General features: G+C 64.1%; 14 protein-coding genes. 6 read left to right on the top strand and 8 right to left on the bottom strand.

The window, feature by feature from the left end; genetic code table 11:
- Nucleotides 1-2,547 carry an ABC transporter permease gene (locus IPM89_00185; GenBank protein QQS54338.1) on the top strand — a complete coding sequence of 849 codons (2,547 nt, stop codon included), beginning with the start codon at nucleotides 1-3 and terminating at the stop codon, nucleotides 2,545-2,547.
- Here IPM89_00185 and IPM89_00180 read toward each other — a convergent pair.
- From IPM89_00180 to IPM89_00155, 6 genes are all read right to left on the bottom strand, one after another.
- Nucleotides 2,544-3,734, bottom strand: coding sequence for a PqqD family peptide modification chaperone (locus tag IPM89_00180; GenBank protein QQS54337.1), 1,191 nt, complete (start codon nucleotides 3,732-3,734; stop codon nucleotides 2,544-2,546). The genes IPM89_00185 and IPM89_00180 overlap by 4 nt on opposite strands.
- 90 nt (nucleotides 3,735-3,824) lie before the next feature.
- On the bottom strand, nucleotides 3,825-4,040 hold the full coding sequence (locus tag IPM89_00175) for a hypothetical protein (protein QQS54336.1): 216 nt from the start codon (nucleotides 4,038-4,040) through the stop codon (nucleotides 3,825-3,827).
- 71 nt (nucleotides 4,041-4,111) lie between these two features.
- Nucleotides 4,112-7,150: a hypothetical protein gene (locus tag IPM89_00170; protein ID QQS54335.1), complete on the bottom strand. Its 3,039-nt coding sequence runs from the start codon at nucleotides 7,148-7,150 to the stop codon at nucleotides 4,112-4,114.
- A gap of 310 nt (nucleotides 7,151-7,460) precedes the next feature.
- Nucleotides 7,461-8,252, bottom strand: coding sequence for a zinc ABC transporter permease subunit ZnuB (znuB, locus tag IPM89_00165; GenBank protein ID QQS55709.1), 792 nt, complete (start codon nucleotides 8,250-8,252; stop codon nucleotides 7,461-7,463).
- Nucleotides 8,245-9,051, bottom strand: coding sequence for a zinc ABC transporter ATP-binding protein ZnuC (gene znuC / locus IPM89_00160; protein QQS54334.1), 807 nt, complete (start codon nucleotides 9,049-9,051; stop codon nucleotides 8,245-8,247). The genes znuB and znuC overlap by 8 nt, the downstream gene beginning before the upstream one ends.
- On the bottom strand, nucleotides 9,044-9,532 hold the full coding sequence (locus tag IPM89_00155; GenBank protein ID QQS54333.1) for a transcriptional repressor: 489 nt from the start codon (nucleotides 9,530-9,532) through the stop codon (nucleotides 9,044-9,046). The genes znuC and IPM89_00155 overlap by 8 nt, the downstream gene beginning before the upstream one ends.
- A gap of 88 nt (nucleotides 9,533-9,620) precedes the next feature.
- On the opposite strand from IPM89_00155, the gene IPM89_00150 reads away from it, so the two are divergent.
- The 3 genes from IPM89_00150 (at nucleotide 9,621) to IPM89_00140 (ending at nucleotide 11,971) form a co-directional block, all read left to right on the top strand.
- Complete coding sequence (locus tag IPM89_00150; GenBank protein QQS54332.1) at nucleotides 9,621-10,592, top strand: zinc ABC transporter substrate-binding protein; 972 nt, start codon at nucleotides 9,621-9,623, stop codon at nucleotides 10,590-10,592.
- 153 nt (nucleotides 10,593-10,745) lie between these two features.
- Nucleotides 10,746-11,165, top strand: coding sequence for an RNA polymerase-binding protein DksA (gene dksA / locus IPM89_00145; protein ID QQS54331.1), 420 nt, complete (start codon nucleotides 10,746-10,748; stop codon nucleotides 11,163-11,165).
- Between the two features lie 215 nt (nucleotides 11,166-11,380).
- Nucleotides 11,381-11,971 carry a Uma2 family endonuclease gene (locus tag IPM89_00140; protein ID QQS54330.1) on the top strand — a complete coding sequence of 197 codons (591 nt, stop codon included), beginning with the start codon at nucleotides 11,381-11,383 and terminating at the stop codon, nucleotides 11,969-11,971.
- Here the strand turns inward: IPM89_00140 and tsaE are convergent.
- Together tsaE and IPM89_00130 are read right to left on the bottom strand one after the other, a co-directional pair.
- Entirely contained in the window at nucleotides 11,966-12,430 is a 465-nt protein-coding gene (tsaE, locus tag IPM89_00135; GenBank protein QQS54329.1) for a tRNA (adenosine(37)-N6)-threonylcarbamoyltransferase complex ATPase subunit type 1 TsaE, read from the bottom strand. The genes IPM89_00140 and tsaE overlap by 6 nt on opposite strands.
- A 3-nt stretch (nucleotides 12,431-12,433) precedes the next feature.
- Nucleotides 12,434-13,918, bottom strand: coding sequence for an NAD(P)H-hydrate dehydratase (locus tag IPM89_00130; GenBank protein ID QQS54328.1), 1,485 nt, complete (start codon nucleotides 13,916-13,918; stop codon nucleotides 12,434-12,436).
- 71 nt (nucleotides 13,919-13,989) lie between these two features.
- Here IPM89_00130 and queG point away from each other — a divergent pair, with 71 nt between their 5' ends.
- Nucleotides 13,990-15,081: a tRNA epoxyqueuosine(34) reductase QueG gene (gene queG, locus IPM89_00125; protein QQS54327.1), complete on the top strand. Its 1,092-nt coding sequence runs from the start codon at nucleotides 13,990-13,992 to the stop codon at nucleotides 15,079-15,081.
- Nucleotides 15,082-15,272: 191 nt separating this feature from the next.
- Complete coding sequence (locus IPM89_00120; GenBank protein QQS54326.1) at nucleotides 15,273-16,859, top strand: ATP-binding protein; 1,587 nt, start codon at nucleotides 15,273-15,275, stop codon at nucleotides 16,857-16,859.
- Nucleotides 16,860-16,863: the final 4 nt, after the last annotated feature.

Raw genomic sequence — 16,863 nt, 5'->3', positions numbered from 1 at the left:
ATGCCGAAAACCGCGACCCTGAATTCCCCGCTCGAAACCAGCGTCCCGAACTGGCGCAACGTCGGCCGCATGGCCTGGCGCGCCCTGCGCCGCGACTGGCGGTCCGGCGAACTGCGGGTGCTGGCCGTTGCCCTGCTGATTGCCGTCGCCAGCGTCGCCGCCGTCGGCTTCTTCACCGACCGCATCCAGCAGGCCATGGAGCGCAAGGCCAGCGAGTTGCTGGGCGCCGACTGGGTAGTGTCCGCGCCAAACCCGATTCAAGCGCTGCTGGCCGAGGAAGCGCGCCGGCAAGGTCTGCGGGTCGCGGAGACCTTGAGTTTCCGCAGCGTGGTGCTGGCCGGCGACCTGACCCAACTGACTGAAGTCAAGGCGGTCGGCCCCGGCTACCCGCTGCGCGGCGTCTTGCAGATCAGCGACCGGCCGTTCGGTCCACCCCGCGCCGTCGCTGCCATCCCCGATCCGGGGCAGGTCTGGCTGGACGAGCGGCTGTTGCAGGGGCTGAATCTTCAGGTCGGCGACGCGGTGAACCTCGGCAACCGCGAGTTCCGGGTCGGTCCGGTGCTGGCCTACGAGCCGGATCGGGCCGGCGATCTGTTCAGCATCGCGCCCCGCCTGATGATGAATCTGGCCGACATCCCTTCGACCCAACTGGTACAGCCCGGCAGCCGGGTCGAATACCGCCTGCTGCTGGCCGGCGAGCCGGCGGCGCTCGACGCCTTCAAAACCTGGGCGCAACCCCGGCTGGCGAGCGGCGAGAAGCTGCAAGGCGTGCGTGATGCCCGCGCCGAACTGCGGGCGGCGCTGGAGCGGGCGCAACGGTTTCTGAGTCTGGCGGCGCTGGTCAGCGTGATCCTGGCCGGGGTCGGGGTGGCCATCGCCGCCCGCCGCTTCGCCGCCCGCCACTGGGACAGCGTTGCCATCCTGCGCTGCGTCGGTGCCACCGAAACGCTGATCGTCCGGCTGTTTCTGCTGGAATTGCTGGCGCTGGCGCTGCTGGCCGGCGCGGCGGGCCTGCTGGTCGGTTACCTCGCCCAGTACGGCCTGAGCGGCGTGCTCGGCCAACTGGTCGGCACCAGCGAACTGCCGGCACCGTCCTGGCAACCGGTCCTGCCGGCGCTGGCGACCGGTTTCGTGACCCTGCTCGGCTTCGGCCTGCCGCCGCTGCTGCGGTTGCGGGAGGTGCCGCCGTTGCGGGTGCTGCGCCGCGATCTCGGTCCGGTCAACCCGCGCCTGCTGGCGCTGTACGGCCCCGCCGTGGCGACGACGCTGGCGCTGCTGGTCTGGCAGGCGGGGGAATGGCGGCTGGCGCTGTACGTCTGCGCCGGCGTGGCGGGAACGGTGGTGGCGCTGGCGCTGGCGGCCTGGGGGCTGGTGAAAGCCTTGGGCCTGCTGCGCGGGCGGGTCGGGGTGGCCTGGCGCTTTGGGCTGGCCAACATCGCCCGGCGGGGACCCGGCAGCGCGGTGCAGGTCGTCGCGCTGGGTCTGGGCTTGATGGCGCTGCTGATGCTGACCCTGGTGCGCACCGATCTGCTGACCAACTGGCGGGCCAGCCTGCCGGCCGATGCGCCCAATCACTTTTTGATCAACATCCAGCCCGGCGAGGTGGCCGGGGTGCGCGCCTTCCTGCGCGAGCACGGCTTGCGCGACGCGGAATTGTTCCCGATGGTGCGCGGGCGGCTGACGGCGATCAACGAGCGGGCGGTGGGACCGGACGATTACGACAACCCGCGCGCCAAGCGATTAGTGGAGCGGGAGTTCAACCTGTCTTGGACCGACCGCTTGCAGGAGGATAACCGCATCCTCGCCGGCCGCTGGTGGGACGCGGGCGATCAGGGCCAGGGCGTTGCTTCGGTGGAGATCGGGCTGGCGGAGGAACTCGGCATCGCCGTGGGCGACACCGTGCGCTTCCAGATCGCCGGTCAGGATTTGCAGGCGAAAGTCGTCAGTTTGCGCAGCGTGGAATGGGATTCGTTCCGGGCCAATTTCTTCGTAGTGTTCCCGTCTGGCGTGCTGGACAGCTATCCGGCGACCTGGATCACCAGCTTTCACCTGCCCGCCGGACAGAAGCCGCTGCTGGCGGACTTGGTGCGCCAGTATCCGTCGGTGACGGTGCTGGATGTGGATGCGCTGATGAGCAAGGTCCGCGAGATCATGGACCGGGTGATCTCCGCCGTCGAGTACGTGTTCCTGTTTACCCTGGCGGCCGGGCTGGTGGTGTTATACGCGGCGATTCAGGCCACTCAGGACGAACGCCGTTTCGAAAGCGCCGTGCTGCGCACCCTGGGCGCGCGTCGGGCGGTGGTGCGGCAAAGCCTGCTGGCGGAATTCGCCACGCTGGGGCTGCTGGCCGGGATACTGGCCGCCGCCGCCGCGACCGTGCTGGGCTACGTGCTGGCCGTGCGGGTGTTCGAATTCCCCTATCAATGGAATCCATGGATCTGGCTGCTCGGCGGTGGCGTGGGGGTATTGGGAGTGGGTCTGGCCGGACTGCTGGGCGCGCGTTCGGCACTGAGCCACCCCCCCTGGCGCAGCTTGCGGGAACTTTAGGAGGCGCTTTGATAGAGTGGAGCCGTCGGGAAACCGCTCTCCACGAGTGCCCGTTCGGTCAAGGCCAGAGCCTGGTCGAGATGGGCATAGGTCAGGGCGAACGCGGGGACCGAACTCACCCAGCGGGTCAGGGTGTTCAGCCGGTCCGGGTCTAGGGTGGAAATGACCGGTTCCGCTTCGACGATCCTCTGCAACACGGCTACCGGCTCCAATGGTTCGAGAGTAGGTCCGCCGCTGGGCCGATAATGGGGGAACAGAAAGACACCCATAGGAATCGGTCCCCGCATCACCGGCCCCGGCGGCGGCGAAAAGCGTACCTGTTGACCGAAGCGCTCGATAAGAGGGGCATGGTCGAGGTTGGGCAGGCACGATGCCAAAACCGGCCAACTGCCTGACTTCAGGCACAAGCTCATGCCGATACCGACCAGTTGGCCATCAAGGTTGACCGGGATCACGTCATCGCCTAGCAGGCCGAACCCTTCGGCATTGAGCGCTGCGGCCAAGGTAGTTTTGCCAGAACCACCCTGACCGATCAACAGCACGCCCCGACCAGACTGGCTGAGCCCAGCGGCATGCAATACCAACAGACGACTATTGATATCGCAACCCCACTCCACCAGTTCGGATACAGTTCGAGCGATGGCTTCGTCGAATGCATCGCCGGCAGCGATGGGGGCACCGTCCACAGCCAGCCGCCAGCCGCTGGCGATTCCGCTGAGTCGGAGGCGATGGTCGGGGAAAAGCCCCGGTTCCACACCCAGATGATCGATGATTCGGGCCAGCGGTTCGGCGAGAGCGGGATCGTCCACGACCAGCGCCATCCGCCGGTCGGCCAGTTGCAACATCCAGGTTGAAGCAGCGGGCGGTGGGGGGTCGGTCGGGAACACGTCCTCGACAGTGGTTTGCGAGCCTTCGGAGTTAGGCATTGCCGTTTCGGGCTCACTCGCATGGCGCCAAGCTTCGAGCAACGCCACGACATCGGCGCGGGCCTGACCCAGAGATAAACCGAAGCGCGTCGCCAGCAGTCCCGCTATCTCGGCGACGCGCAAACCGGCGTGGTAACTTTGCCAAATCCAACCGGCCAGCGGGTCCAGCACCAGCAGCTTTTGTCCGCGCTGTGGGCCAAGCCGGGCCAGTACCAGATGGTCGGCGATGGACGCCGCTAGCCAGCGTGCGGGAAGCGTCATGCCATTGCTTTTCCCGGATCGAGTGGCGTCGCGTTGCCCATTTAGCCGAGAAATCCCCGACCCTGCTTCAACTTGGGGTTGGGACTGTGGTCAGCAGTTGCCACCTGGGTCTGGGGGTAAACCGCCCGGACAAGAAGCGGCGCTCGCTCGGTCAGAGAGCAGCAAGGTTATCAGGACCGGTGTGGTGTAGGCCAGCTTGCCGAGTTTTTCCAACGCTTCACGGCGGTCGATGGCGGGAGCGGTTTCATCCGAATTGATTGGCTTGGCGGTGGAATTGACCGGATTCAAGGATTCATCATTTTGCATTGGAGGTATCCTGGGTTTGGCCCCTTCCCCCACGCGGGGGAAGGAATCCTGGGCGTGGGAGGAACACAGAGTTAACGACCGGACGAGCGACCCGCGTAGCGCCAGGTGAAATGGCGTACTGGGGTGGTCATGGTGACGGGGATGCCATCCTCAACATAGCGCTGACGGCTAACCTTGTAGCGAGCGCCGGTATCCTCATCGAGCAACTCGGAGCGGCGCAGTACCTCCAACGGACCTTCCCAACGCAGTTGCACGATGCGACCGGCGGTATCGGTACGGATTTCGAAGCGCCAATTCGCGGCGGGCAAGCCTCGACCCCTGCCTTCTCGATTGGAGCGGTAGTCGCTGGCGTAATCGCCGGCCTGAGAATCCCAGTCGGGATGGGGGAAAACGACGGAGAGGTAGGGACTGCCAAAGGGCGCCAGTTTCAGCAGGTCGTGGGCGTCATAGCCTACTTCGCTGTCCGGTAGTTGGCCGAATACGTTATTACGGCTCCGCATGTTCAGCGTTGGTTCCTCGGCGATCAGGCGAACGTACCAGGCCTGGCCTTGTTGAATGGCCCGGCCGTTGTCGTCGCGTCGAGCGTCGCGACCGCGCCGGCCGCTGGCGCGGGCATAGTCGTCGGACGCGGCGACGGCAGGAGCGAGCAACCAATCCAGCGCATTTTGCCACCCCTCACGAGCCGGAGCCACCGCAACCGGATCGGTGGGAGCGGAGCTTTGGCTGGTTTTGGGTAGTGCGGGAATCAACAGGTTGACCGTTTGGCCGATGCTGCCAGGCAACACCTTGACCCATACCCCTTGCCAGGGTTGCAGCATCCCAACCAGGCCGGGGGTGGTGGCGTCGTAAGCGTCGTAGTCGGCGCCGTCCCAGACCCAGTAGCCGGGATCGACGTAGGTATTGGCCTCGGTGCTGCCCAAGTCATAGGCGATGCCATTGACCTCGACTTGCACGTCCCACCAGCCGACCGGATAGGGGAATGGCATTCCGACCAGGTTGTAGCGGTCACCGCTCGCCGCCGCAGTCAGGGGAATAACGTAACAACCCACGGCGGAAGGACAGTTGGTGGTGGTCAGCGGGGCGGTCGCCGTGCCAGCAGCAGCAGCGATGCTCAGTGTGGTATCCCCGGTGGTGTTTTTGATCCAGTAGCCGGTTTCCTGGGTGACCGGATCGCTGAGCGCCAGTTGCTGGTACTGGAGAGGCGCGTAATTGCGCCGATACAGAACCCAGTCAGCGGGATAGTTGAGGCCGAGCGCGTCGCCGAATACGCCCGCCACGGTGGGAGTGGTCGGCACCGCCGGCAATCCGATCATGGTCCAGCGATCATCGGTCAAGCTCAGGCTGTCTCCCCAGGGACAGGCGCTGGTGAGGATTGTGCCAAAGTAACCCACGGCCACGAACCGACTGCCCGACCAGGCGACATCCTGAAGTTGTTGCGATATCCCGGAAACTTGGGGGGTCCAGGTCATGCCGTCGGGACTGGTGAGAATCGTGCCAAGGTTGCCTCCCGCAACGAATTGGCTGCCCGACCAAGTGACGCCAAAAGGAAACGCCATCCCGGGAGTTTTGGAGGTCCAAGTCACTCCGTCGGGACTGATGAGAATCGTGTTAGGGCTGACCGCCACGAACTGGCTGCCCGACCAAGTGACGCCAGTGAGGGTGCTCGTCGTCCCGGAAGCTTGAGGGGTCCAGGTCACCCCATCGGGGCTGGTGAGGATCGTGCCAGTCTCGCCCACGACCACGAACTGGCTACCCGACCAAGAGACGTCGTAAAGCACTTTCGTCGTCAGTCCGGAAGCTTGGGGAGTCCAGGTCACCCCGTCGGGGCTGGTGAGGATTCTGCCAAAGTAGCCCACGGCCACGAACTGGCTGCCCGACCAAGTGACATCCTGGAGGAAGTTCGACGCCCCAGAGCGGGTAGTCCAAGTCGCCCCATCGGGACTGGTGAGAATCGCGTCGGTGCCCACCGCCACGAACTGGCTACCTGACCAAGCGACGCCCTGGAGGCTGCCCGGCGCATATCTTCGGATAGTCCAAGCCATCCCGTCGGGACTGGTGAGGATCGTGCCAGTCCCGCCCACCGCCACGTACTGGCTGCCCGACCAAGTGACACCGTAAAGGGCTTCCGCCGTTCCGGAGCGGGTAGTCCAGGTCATCCCGTCGGGACTGGCGAGGATCGTGCCAGTCCCGCCCACCGCCACGTACTGGCTGCCCGACCAAGTGACACCGTAAAGGGCTTCCGTCGTCCCATAGCTTCGGATAGTCCATGTCACCCCGTCGGGGCTGGTGAGGATCGAACCAGTGTTGCCTACCGCCACGAACTGGCTACCCGACCAGGTGACGTCCTGGAGGGTGTACGGCATCCCGGAGTTTCGGATAGTCCAAGTCGCTCCGTCGGGGCTAGTGATGATCGAGCCACCATTGCCCACGGCCACGAACTGGCTGCCCGACCCGGTGACACTCGTAAGCATCTGCGTCGCCCCGGAAATTTGGGTGGTCCAGGTCACGCCGTCGGGGCTAGTGAGGACTGTGCCACCGCCTACCGCCACGAACTGGCTGCCCGACCAGGTGACGCCATAAAGCACCTGCGTCGTCTCGGAGTTTCGAGGGGTCCAAATCACCCCATCGGGGCTGGTGAGGATCGAACCAGTGTTGCCTACCGCCACGAACTGGCTACCCGACCAGGTGACGTCCTGGAGGGTGTACGGCGTCCCGGAGTTTCGGATAGTCCAAGTCGCTCCGTCGGGGCTAGTGATGATCGAGCCACCATTGCCCACCGCCACGAACTGGCTGCCCGATCCGGTGACACCTTGGAGGATGCTCGTCGTTCCGGAGTTTCGGACAGTCCAAGCCACCCCGTCGGGGCTAGTGATGATCGTGCCTGAGGGGCCTACCGCCACAAATTGGCTGTTGTCGTGGGTCACGGCTTGCAGCGTATTACTCTGCGGCCGTGGGTTGACCAAGGTCCAGGTATCGCCACAAGCCCCCAGCGCCAGTCCTGGATTCAGCAGCGCCAGCCAGAGCCACAGCCAGCCTAATACACTGGCACGATTTATACGCAGCCATGGAGGGGGACGACCATGGCGAGATAGACGAGGGTTCTTGTTCATGAGTGCTGGCCTCCTCGATTTAGCCGAAAACGCTTTTCTCTACCTCAAAAAATGTTGCGGCATCGCAACAAGAGACGCCAAAAACTCCGCCTCCTTACCTCGCCGCTGTTCAAATTTAGATGCATCGCTCTTTGATGCTCGTTAATTATAGTGAACATTTATTATTGAGAAAGAGACATGCCTCTTATTTCAATCGCCACAATTTTGCGAATAACTCGCAAGCCAGTGGATTGAACTCAGCCGGAGCACTCACCATCAGAAATCAGGTTTCGGCTTTCCCATGGCCACCGCGGGTACCAGCTTCGCCCAACTAGCGCCACGACCGGCCGGGGACCACCGAACTCAGCACGAACAGGGCGGCGGCGGCCAGCACGACCGAAGGTCCGGCCGGCGTGTCCCAGCGCAGCGAAGCCCACAAGCCGAGCCCCACCGCCGTACAGCCCAGCCCGCTGGCCAGCAGCGCCATGCCTTCCGGCGAGCGGGCGAACCGCCGTGCCGCCGCCGCTGGAATGATCAGCAGCGAGGTGATGAGCAGGATGCCGACCACTTTCATCGCCACGGCGATGACGATGGCAACCAGCAGCATGAACGCCAGTCGGATGGGAAAGACCGGCACGCCTTCCACCTGCGCCAATTCCTCGTGCACGGTGATCGCCAGCAGTGGCCGCCACAGCCGGGCCAACGCCCCCAGCGCCAGCAAGGCGCCGCCCCAGATCCAGTACACATCGATTCGGCTGATCGCCAAAATATCGCCGAACAAATAAGCGGTCAGATCGATCCGCACCGTTTCCAGAAACGCCAGCGCCACCAGTCCCAGCGACAGCGCGGTGTGGGCGAGGATGCCCAGCAGGGTATCCGTCGCCAGCCGGCGCTGCCGTTGCAGCAGCACCAGCACCAGCGCCACCACCAGGCAGGTGATCGCCACACCCAGTTGCAGGTTGAGATTCAGCACGGTACCGAGCACGATGCCCAGCAGCCCCGAATGGGCCAGGGTATCGCCAAAATAGGCCATGCGCCGCCAGACGATGAACGCGCCCAGCGGGCCGGCGGCCAGCGCCACGCCAACGCCGCCGAGCAGGGCGCGCGCCAGAAAATCATCCATGATCCTGCTCCACGGGCGGACGGTGGACATCCTCTCCTCCCCGCGTGGGAGCAAGGAGTGGATCGGGCACCACGGCGCCGTGCAGGTCGTGATGGTGGTTGTGGTGGTGGTGATAGACCGCCAGCCGCCGCGCGCCGTCAATACCGAATAGTTTCAGGTAGGCGGGATCGCGGGCGACGTGGTCGGGATGACCGGAACAGCAGACGTGCCGATTCAGGCACAGAACATGGTCGGTGGTGGCCATCACCAGATGCAGTTCGTGCGAGACCATCACGATCCCGCAGCCGCGCTTGCGACGCAGGCCGCTGATCAAGTCGTACAACTCGTATTGACCGTTCAGGTCCACGCCCTGAATCGGTTCGTCCAGCACTAGCAAATCGGGCTCGCGCAGCAGCGCGCGCGCCAGCATCACCCGTTGCAGTTCGCCGCCGGAAACCGCTTGCACCGGCGAGTCGAGCACATGAGGGGCGCCGACTTCCGCCAGCGCCGCTTGCACGCGCGCCCGCGTCGCCGGGGTGCCGAGGGTGACAAAGCGCTGCACGGACAGCGGCAGGGTGTCGTCCAGCGCCAGCCGTTGCGGCATGTAGCCGACCCGCAAGCCGGGCCGTAGCCAGACCCGGCCGCTGTCCGGCCGCAGCAAGCCCAGCAGCACCCGCGCCAACGTGGATTTGCCGGCGCCGTTCGGGCCGATCAGGGCGATAATTTCTCCGGCCGCGACCCGCAGGTTGACGCCTTGCAAGATCGGGTTACCCCGGATGGCCAGGCTGATGTTTTCGGCCGTGAGCAGTAGTTCAGCCATGACGTGTCGCTTCATCCAGGCAGTCCGGGCAGCGGCCGAGAATCTCCACGATCTGCGCCAGCGCCTCGAAGCCACAGGCATCGGTTTCGGCGCGCAGCAGTTCGTCGATTGCCGGGTTGCTCAATTCGCTGACTCGGCCACAATCCCGGCAGATCAGAAACTGACCGCTGTGGTGGCCGCCCGGCCGACGGCAGCCGGTGAATACGTTCAGCGAGGCCAGCCGGTGGATCAAGCCCTGCGCCAACAGAAAGTCCAAGGCCCGGTACACGGTGGGTGGCGCACCCTGGCGACCGTCGTCGCGCAGCACGTCGAGAATGGTGTACGCACCCAGCGGCTTGGCGCTGTTCCAGATGATTTCCAGCACGCGCCGGCGCAAGTCGGTAAGGCGGGCGCCGCGCTGCTGGCACAAGGTTTCCGCCCGTGCCAGTGCTTGTTGCGCGTCGGCCGGAGGTGGACAGAAAAAATCCATGGCTTGCCGCATAAGGGCTCCGTCACTTCAGCTTGACCGAATGTTTAAAATGTTATTCTATAACAAACGTTATTCTATAACATAACAGAGGAGTAAGGCGATGCCGTTTAATCCGAAGGGATCGGGCGTACTGAAAAAACTGTTGGGAGGACTGCTGTTCCTGCCGCTGATCGCCCTGGCCACCCAGCCCCAGATCGTGACCAGCATCAAGCCGGTGCACTCGTTGGTGACCGGCGTCATGCAGGGCGTGGGCGAACCGCTGCTACTGGTGTCCGGCGGGGCTTCGCCGCACGACTACAGCCTGAAGCCGTCGGAGGCCCGCGCCATCGACCAGGCTCAAGTGGTGTTCTGGATCGGACCGGACCTGGAGAACTTTCTGATCCGGCCGCTGGATAATGTCAAGGACAAGGTCCGCGTCGTGGCGTTGCTGGACGCTCCGGGCATGACGGTACTGCCGCTGCGGGAGGGCGGCGCCTGGGAGTCGCATGGGCATGACGATCACGATAAACCGGAAGCTGGCGACCATCATGATCATGGGCACGATCACCGGGCCGATCGCGACCCTCATGTCTGGCTGGACCCGGTCAACGCCATCGCCATGGTGCGCCAGATCATGGCCGTGCTGGGCGAGACGGACGTTGCTCATCGTGCCGATTATCAACGCAACGGCGCGGCGCTGATCGAGCGTCTCGACCGCTTGAACCAGCGACTGGCCACGGAACTGGCGCCGGTCAAGCAGCAACCCTACCTGGTATTTCACGACGCCTATCAATATTTCGAACGGCGCTACGACCTGGATGCGATCGGTTCGGTGACGATGAGCGCGGAGCGGCGGCCCGGCGCCCGGCGGGTGGCGGAAATTCAGGCCCGTATCCGCGATCTTCAGGCGCGCTGCGTGTTCAGCGAGCCGCAGTTTCAGCCGGCGCTGGTGGAAACGATCATTGCCGGCGGCGCTGTTCGCCGAGGCGTGCTCGATCCGCTGGGCGCGGAGCTACCGCCGGGTCCCGACGCCTATTTTCAGCTTCTGCAAGGGCTGGCCACCTCGTTGCGGGCCTGTCTGAGCGGTATCTGAACGGTCGATCCCGCAAGTTGAACGCTGGCGTCACAGTTTCCTTCTAGAATAAACCGTGCTTGACGCATAAGCGCCGACCGTTACACCGGATAGCCAGGTGCGGCCGGTCGTTGGATTTTTGAGGCACTCTAAAAAGCTAAAGGCGGATAAACAATGACTGAAACGCTAGCGGGCTTTACGGCTTATCGCGTGGACAAAGGGGAGGAGTACATGAACGATCAGCAAAAAAACCACTTTCGCGCCATTCTGTTGGCCTGGAAACAGGAATTGATGGAAGAGGGCCGACGCGCCGTAACCAGCATGCAGGACGAACCCTTGAACCTGCCGGACCCGAATGACCGGGCCAGTCAGGAAGAGGAATTCACGATCAACCTGCGCGCCCGGGACCGGGAACGCAAGCTGTTGCACAAGATCGACAAGGCGCTCGGCCGGCTTGCCAGCGATGACTATGGCTACTGCGAGGGCTGCGGCGTGGAAATCGGCCTGCGCCGGTTGGAAGCGCGGCCCACGGCGGAATTGTGCATCGACTGCAAGCATCTGGAAGAGGAAAAGGAAAAAAGCCAGGCGGCGTAAACGACCCATTGACCATGCCGCCGGAACTGCGCAAACGCACCGCCATCTCGACCATGTCGTGGATGCGGTCCACGGCGGCACGATATTCGCCGGCGAGGCGGAACGGGTGGCATTTTTGTTCGAGCGTTATCGGCAACTGACATCATTGTTGCCGGAGGAAAGATCCAAGCTAGGGAGAAGGCCTAAAAGCCACTGAGCCAGCAGGAGGTATTGCGATGTCCGCCGTGATGGAAAAAGCGACGTATTCCGATGAGTTGTATACCCAACTGGAAGCCTTGCCGGAAAACCTGACCGGCGAAATCATCAATAGCCGGCTGTATACCCAACCGCGCCCGACCAATCCACATGCATTAGCCGGTTCGGGCTTGGGAATGGATATTGGCTCCGCCTATCATCGGGGGCGTGGTGGACCGGGGGGATGGTGGATTTTGGACGAGCCGGAAATCCATTTCATCCGTGACACCGAGGTGCTGGTTCCCGATCTCGCTGGATGGCAACGAGAGCGGATGCCGCGCTTGCCCCGCGATCATCGGATCGAAGTCGTGCCGGATTGGGTCTGCGAAATCTTATCCCCGTCCACGGCTCGCAAGGACCGGGTGGTCAAGATGCCGGTGTACGCCCGCCACGGCACGCCGTACCTCTGGCTGGTGGACCCGCTGGCTCATACCCTGGAAGCGTTTGCCCTGCATGAAGGACGCTGGACGGTGATCGGGCTGTTTCAGGAACAGGATGCCGTCAGTGTCGAGCCATTTATCGAGATTGCCCAGGAACTGGGCGCGCTGTGGGCAGACCTGGAAGAGTCATAAGCTGATGTTGACTAAACCCGCCAGCAGGGCCTGGCCGGGCGGGGAGCGGGGTTCCAAGCGGCAGGCGCGGCCTTCGCCGGCGTAAGTGAGAGCGATTTCCAGGTCGGCCGGCGGCAGTTCGCCGGGGCCGTGTTCCGGCCACTCGACCAGCAGCACCGCCTCGCCGTCGATCTGATCGCGCAAGCCCAGATACTCCAACTCCTCGGGATCGGCCAGCCGGTACAGATCCCAGTGAAACAGCCGCCAGCCAGCCAACTGATAAGGTTCCACCAGTGTGAAGGTGGGGCTTTTCACCGTACCACGATGGCCGAGGGCGCGCAGCAGACCCCGCACCAGCGTGGTCTTGCCGGCGCCCAGGTCGCCACTTAGGGTGAGAACGCAGCCGGGCGTCAGCCCGCCGGCCAGCCGCGCCCCCAGCGCTTCGGTGGCGGCGGCGGAATCGAGATAGTGTTCGAACATGGTTTAGGCATTCACCAGTTGCCGCAAACAGGGTAGCAGATCGGTCGCCAACAGGCCCCGCTCGCCGCCCGCTCGCGCCGCCAGATCGCCGGCCCGCCCGTGCAGATAGACGCCGGCCCTGGCCGCCGCGAACGGCGACAGTCCCTGCGCCAGCAGCGCGGCGATCACCCCGGTCAATACGTCGCCCATGCCACCGCTGGCCATGCCCGGATTGCCCGCCGCGCAGAGCGCCACCAGCCCATCCGCCTTGCTGGCGATCAGCGAACCGGCTCCCTTGAGCACCGTCACGCCACCGAAGCGCAACGCCAGTTCCTCGACGGCGGTGAAGCGGTCGGCTTCGACCTCGGCCGGGGTCATCTTCAGCAACCGGGCGGCTTCGCCGGGATGCGGCGTCAAAACCCAGTGGTCGCGAAAAACCGGCTCGGCGGCCAGCAGGTTCAGCGCGTCGGCGTCCACCACCAGCGGTTTGTCGCTGGCGAGGACGGCGTGCAGCAGGGTCCGGCCCCAGACGGCGCGACCCAGTCCCGGCCCGATGGCAACCACCGTCGCCCGGTCCAGCAGCGGAACCAATTCGGCCGGCGTTTCGACGCCGTGAAACATCAGTTCCGGCCGGGCCGCCGCCTGCAAACCGGCGTGGGCGGCCCGGGTGGCGATGCTGGTCAGCCCCGCGCCGCAGCGGGCGGCGGCTTCGGCCGCCATCCGCGCCGCGCCCGCCATCCCCAGCTCGCCGCCGACCACCAGCACATGACCGAAGTGTCCCTTGTGAGCGCTGCGCGAGCGGCGTGGCAGCAGCGCCGGCAAATCCTCGCCGCCATAGCGCCAACAGGCGGGGTGCAGTGCCGGGTAGATATCCGGTGGCACGGCGAGATCCGCGAAGCCGATATCGCCGCAACAGGCCGGTCCCTGTCCAGTGAACAGACCCTGCTTGAGGCCGATGAAGGTCAGAGTGGCCGTCGCGTGGACCGCCGCGCCCAGGATCGCGCCGGTGTCGGCGTGCAGGCCGGAAGGAATATCAAGCGCCAGGATATCGGCGGGGTTGGCGTTCATCGCCTCAATGGCTTCCCGCCAGAGGCCGCTGACCGCCCGTTCCAGGCCGGTGCCGAGAATGGCATCGACGATAAGATCGACATCATGCAATTCGGCGGTATTGAACGGCACGATCACGATCTCGGCGGCGCGGGCATCCCGCCAGGCGGTTTGCGCGTCGCCGCGCAGGGTGGCCGGGTCGGCAACCGTCAGCACGCGGGCGTCGATCCCGGCCTGACGGGCCAACCGTGCCACCACGTAGCCATCGCCGCCGTTGTTGCCGCCACCGCAGACCACCACAATCCGCCGTGCTTTCGGCCAGCGCTGGCCCAACAGTTGGAATGCCGCTTCACCGGCCCGACCCATCAGGGTATAACCGGGAATGCCGCGCTCCGCGATGGCGATGCGATCCAGTTCTCGCACCTGCGCGGCGCGATACAGTTCGACGGGCAGTTCACGCATGGGAAACTCCTTCGCCGCCTCGATTGGAGGCACAATAAGCCAAGCTTCTCCTTTCAATTCTAGTCGCCGCCATGACCGTTGCCCCAGACGATGCCCAACTTGCCGAACTGGCCACCGCCATCAAGGCGTGGGGGCGCGAACTCGGTTTCCAGCAGATCGGCATCACCGGTATCGAGCTGGGCGCGCCCGAGGCGCGGCTGCTCGACTGGCTGGCCGAAGGCTTTCACGGCGAGATGGAGTATATGGCCCGGCACGGGCTCAAGCGCGGCCGACCAGCGGAATTGGTGCCGGGCACGGTGCGGGTGATCGCGGCGCGGATGGATTATCTACCGCCGGCCGCCGCCGCGCCCCAGCAGGTGTTAAACCAGCCCGAACTCGGCTATGTGTCGCGCTACGCCCTGGGCCGGGATTATCACAAGGTCTTGCGACAGCGCCTGCAACGGCTGGCCGAACGCATCGCCGCCGCCATCGGCCCGTTCGGTTATCGGGTGTTTAGCGACAGCGCTCCGGTGCTGGAGAAAGCGCTGGCGGAGAAGGCTGGGCTGGGCTGGATCGGCAAACACAGTAACCTGCTGGACCGCCGCGCCGGTTCGTGGTTTTTTCTCGGCGAGATTTACGTGGATTTGCCGCTGCCGGTGGATCGACCGGCCCGCGCGCACTGTGGCCGTTGCACCGCCTGCCTGGCTATTTGTCCGACCCAGGCCATCGTCGCGCCGTACCGGGTGGACGCCCGTCGCTGTATTTCCTACCACACCATCGAACTGCATGGACCGATTCCGCTGGAATTTCGCCGCGCCATCGGCAACCGTATTTACGGTTGCGACGACTGCCAGTGGGTCTGCCCGTGGAATCGCTTCGCCCAACCGAGCGTCGAACCGGACTTTCGCACCCGGCATGGGCTGGACGCGCCGGGGTTGATCGCACTGTTCGGCTGGGACGAGGCGGAATTCCTGCGCCGCACCGAGGGCAGCGCCATCCGCCGGATCGGCCACGAACGCTGGCTGCGCAACATCGCCGTGGCTTTGGGTAACGCGCCACATTCGGCGGCGGCGGTGGCCGCCTTGCGGGGCCGGATGATGCATCCGTCGGCGCTGGTGCGGGAGCATGTCGCCTGGGCGCTGGCGGAACAGGGGAGTAAATCAGCCACGCCAAACAGGAAGTGAAGCCGTTAGGATATGCGCAACGCTCTTTTAGAAGCCGTATAAAAACACCAGACCGTAAATCAACGGGTTATGCGTGGAAGTCCGTTTACGCGCGATTTTTGCCGAATATCACCAGAAGTTAGTCTTATATAATCAATAAGTTAGTTTTCATACAGTCTCTTAGAAGAGACATAACACGGGACTTCTATACTATGCGCTTTTTCAACACAGCAGGTCCGATCAGACTGGCCAAACATTACGCGTTGCCACCACTGTCCCGTTTTGATTTAACGGAAATTCTGGCGCTGATCGAGCAGGAAAAGTATTTCGTGCTACACGCGCCCCGGCAGAGCGGCAAGACTTCCTGCCTGCTGGCATTGATGGAATATCTGAACCGGCAGGGCAAGTATCGCTGCGTGTACGTCAACGCGGAAATTGCCCACATTGCGCCCGAGGATGTCCGCCGCAACATCCGCACCCTGATGGACGAGATCGTCGCCAGTGCGCGGGATTACCTGCGGGACGGCTATCCCGAATCGATAGCCATGGAGCTGCTGAGGCATTACGGCGAGGAGCGGGTTCTGGGAGAGATGCTCGGCCGCTGGGCGGCGCACAGCCCCCTGCCGCTGGTGCTGTTGGTCGATGAGATCGATGCATTGAAGGGCAATACGCTAATCTCGATTCTGAGGCAGTTACGGACCGGACACGCCAAGCGTCCGCGCCTGTTTCCGCAAAGCGTGATTCTGTGCGGGGTTAGGGATGTGCGTCATTACCGCATCCATTCCGACCGGGAGAAGGGTTTCATCACCGGCGGGAGCGTGTTCAATTTTAAGGCGGAATCGTTGCGACTGGACAATTTATCGTCGGATGAGGTCACCGCGCTGTACCGCCAGCACACCGAAGACACCGGCCAGGATTTCGCCGCGGACGCGCTGGCGCGGGTTTGGGAACTGACCCGTGGGCAGCCGTGGCTGGTCAATGCGCTGGGCTACGAGATGTGCTTCGCCACCAAATCGGGCCGGGACCGACAGTGCGCGATCACGATGGAACAGGTGGAAGCCGCCAAAAAGAATCTGTTGCAGGGGCGGAGAAAACCGCATTTCGACCACCTGGCTGACAAGCTCTGGCGCGACGAAATCCGGCGGGTGCTCGAGCCGCTGCTAACCGGCGCGGATCTGGCCATGAGCTTTCGCACCGACGATCTTGCCAGCGCGCGGGACCTGGGATTGATCCAGCAAAATCCGGATGGCGGCATCGAGATCGCCAGTCCCTTTTATCAGGAACTGATCTTTCGCTGGTTGTGCTGGCCGCTTCAGTCCGGGATGAGCCACAGGCTGGAAACCTATCTCCGGCCCGACGGTTGTTTGGATGTGCCCACCCTGCTGGACGCTTTCCAGGCGTTTTTTCGGGAGTACTCCGAAAACTGGATCGCAGAGATTCGCTACCAGAGGGCCGGTCCTCTGATAATGCTGCAGGCCTTTCTGCGGCGGGTGGTCGATATCGACGGCCAGATCGAGCAGGAGTGTGGGCTGGGACGCTGGTGCACCGATATGCTGCTGCTCTGGCCGCATGCGGGCGGCTGCCAGCGGACGGTGATCGAGGCCCGCATGCTGCACGGCGACCTCGAACGGACGCTGGCAACCGGCTTGGCGCAGACCTGCGCCTACCTCGATCGCCGCAAGGCGGAACAGGGGTATCTGGTGATTTTCGACCGTGTGTCCGGCAAGCCGTGGGAGGAGCGGTTGTTCCGCCGGGAAATCGCCGCATGGGGACGAACGGTTACGGTGTGGGGGATGTAGAAGA

It is taken from the genome of Candidatus Competibacteraceae bacterium, assembly GCA_016699715.1.
GTDB lineage: Bacteria > Pseudomonadota > Gammaproteobacteria > Competibacterales > Competibacteraceae > Competibacter.
The sequence above is the reverse complement of the archived record's forward strand: the minus strand, read 5'-3'. Positions and strand labels throughout refer to the sequence as shown.

What these genes read in the sequence shown, in the direction of transcription:
- IPM89_00185 (QQS54338.1), top strand. Translation starts at nt 1, where the DNA reads ATGCCGAAAACCGCGACCCTGAATTCCCCGCTCGAAACCAGCGTCCCG.
- IPM89_00180 (QQS54337.1), bottom strand. Translation starts at nt 3,734, where the DNA reads ATGACGCTTCCCGCACGCTGGCTAGCGGCGTCCATCGCCGACCATCTG.
- IPM89_00175 (QQS54336.1), bottom strand. Translation starts at nt 4,040, where the DNA reads ATGCAAAATGATGAATCCTTGAATCCGGTCAATTCCACCGCCAAGCCA.
- IPM89_00170 (QQS54335.1), bottom strand. Translation starts at nt 7,150, where the DNA reads ATGAACAAGAACCCTCGTCTATCTCGCCATGGTCGTCCCCCTCCATGG.
- znuB (QQS55709.1), bottom strand. Translation starts at nt 8,252, where the DNA reads ATGGATGATTTTCTGGCGCGCGCCCTGCTCGGCGGCGTTGGCGTGGCG.
- znuC (QQS54334.1), bottom strand. Translation starts at nt 9,051, where the DNA reads ATGGCTGAACTACTGCTCACGGCCGAAAACATCAGCCTGGCCATCCGG.
- IPM89_00155 (QQS54333.1), bottom strand. Translation starts at nt 9,532, where the DNA reads ATGCGGCAAGCCATGGATTTTTTCTGTCCACCTCCGGCCGACGCGCAA.
- IPM89_00150 (QQS54332.1), top strand. Translation starts at nt 9,621, where the DNA reads ATGCCGTTTAATCCGAAGGGATCGGGCGTACTGAAAAAACTGTTGGGA.
- dksA (QQS54331.1), top strand. Translation starts at nt 10,746, where the DNA reads ATGACTGAAACGCTAGCGGGCTTTACGGCTTATCGCGTGGACAAAGGG.
- IPM89_00140 (QQS54330.1), top strand. Translation starts at nt 11,381, where the DNA reads ATGTCCGCCGTGATGGAAAAAGCGACGTATTCCGATGAGTTGTATACC.
- tsaE (QQS54329.1), bottom strand. Translation starts at nt 12,430, where the DNA reads ATGTTCGAACACTATCTCGATTCCGCCGCCGCCACCGAAGCGCTGGGG.
- IPM89_00130 (QQS54328.1), bottom strand. Translation starts at nt 13,918, where the DNA reads ATGCGTGAACTGCCCGTCGAACTGTATCGCGCCGCGCAGGTGCGAGAA.
- queG (QQS54327.1), top strand. Translation starts at nt 13,990, where the DNA reads ATGACCGTTGCCCCAGACGATGCCCAACTTGCCGAACTGGCCACCGCC.
- IPM89_00120 (QQS54326.1), top strand. Translation starts at nt 15,273, where the DNA reads ATGCGCTTTTTCAACACAGCAGGTCCGATCAGACTGGCCAAACATTAC.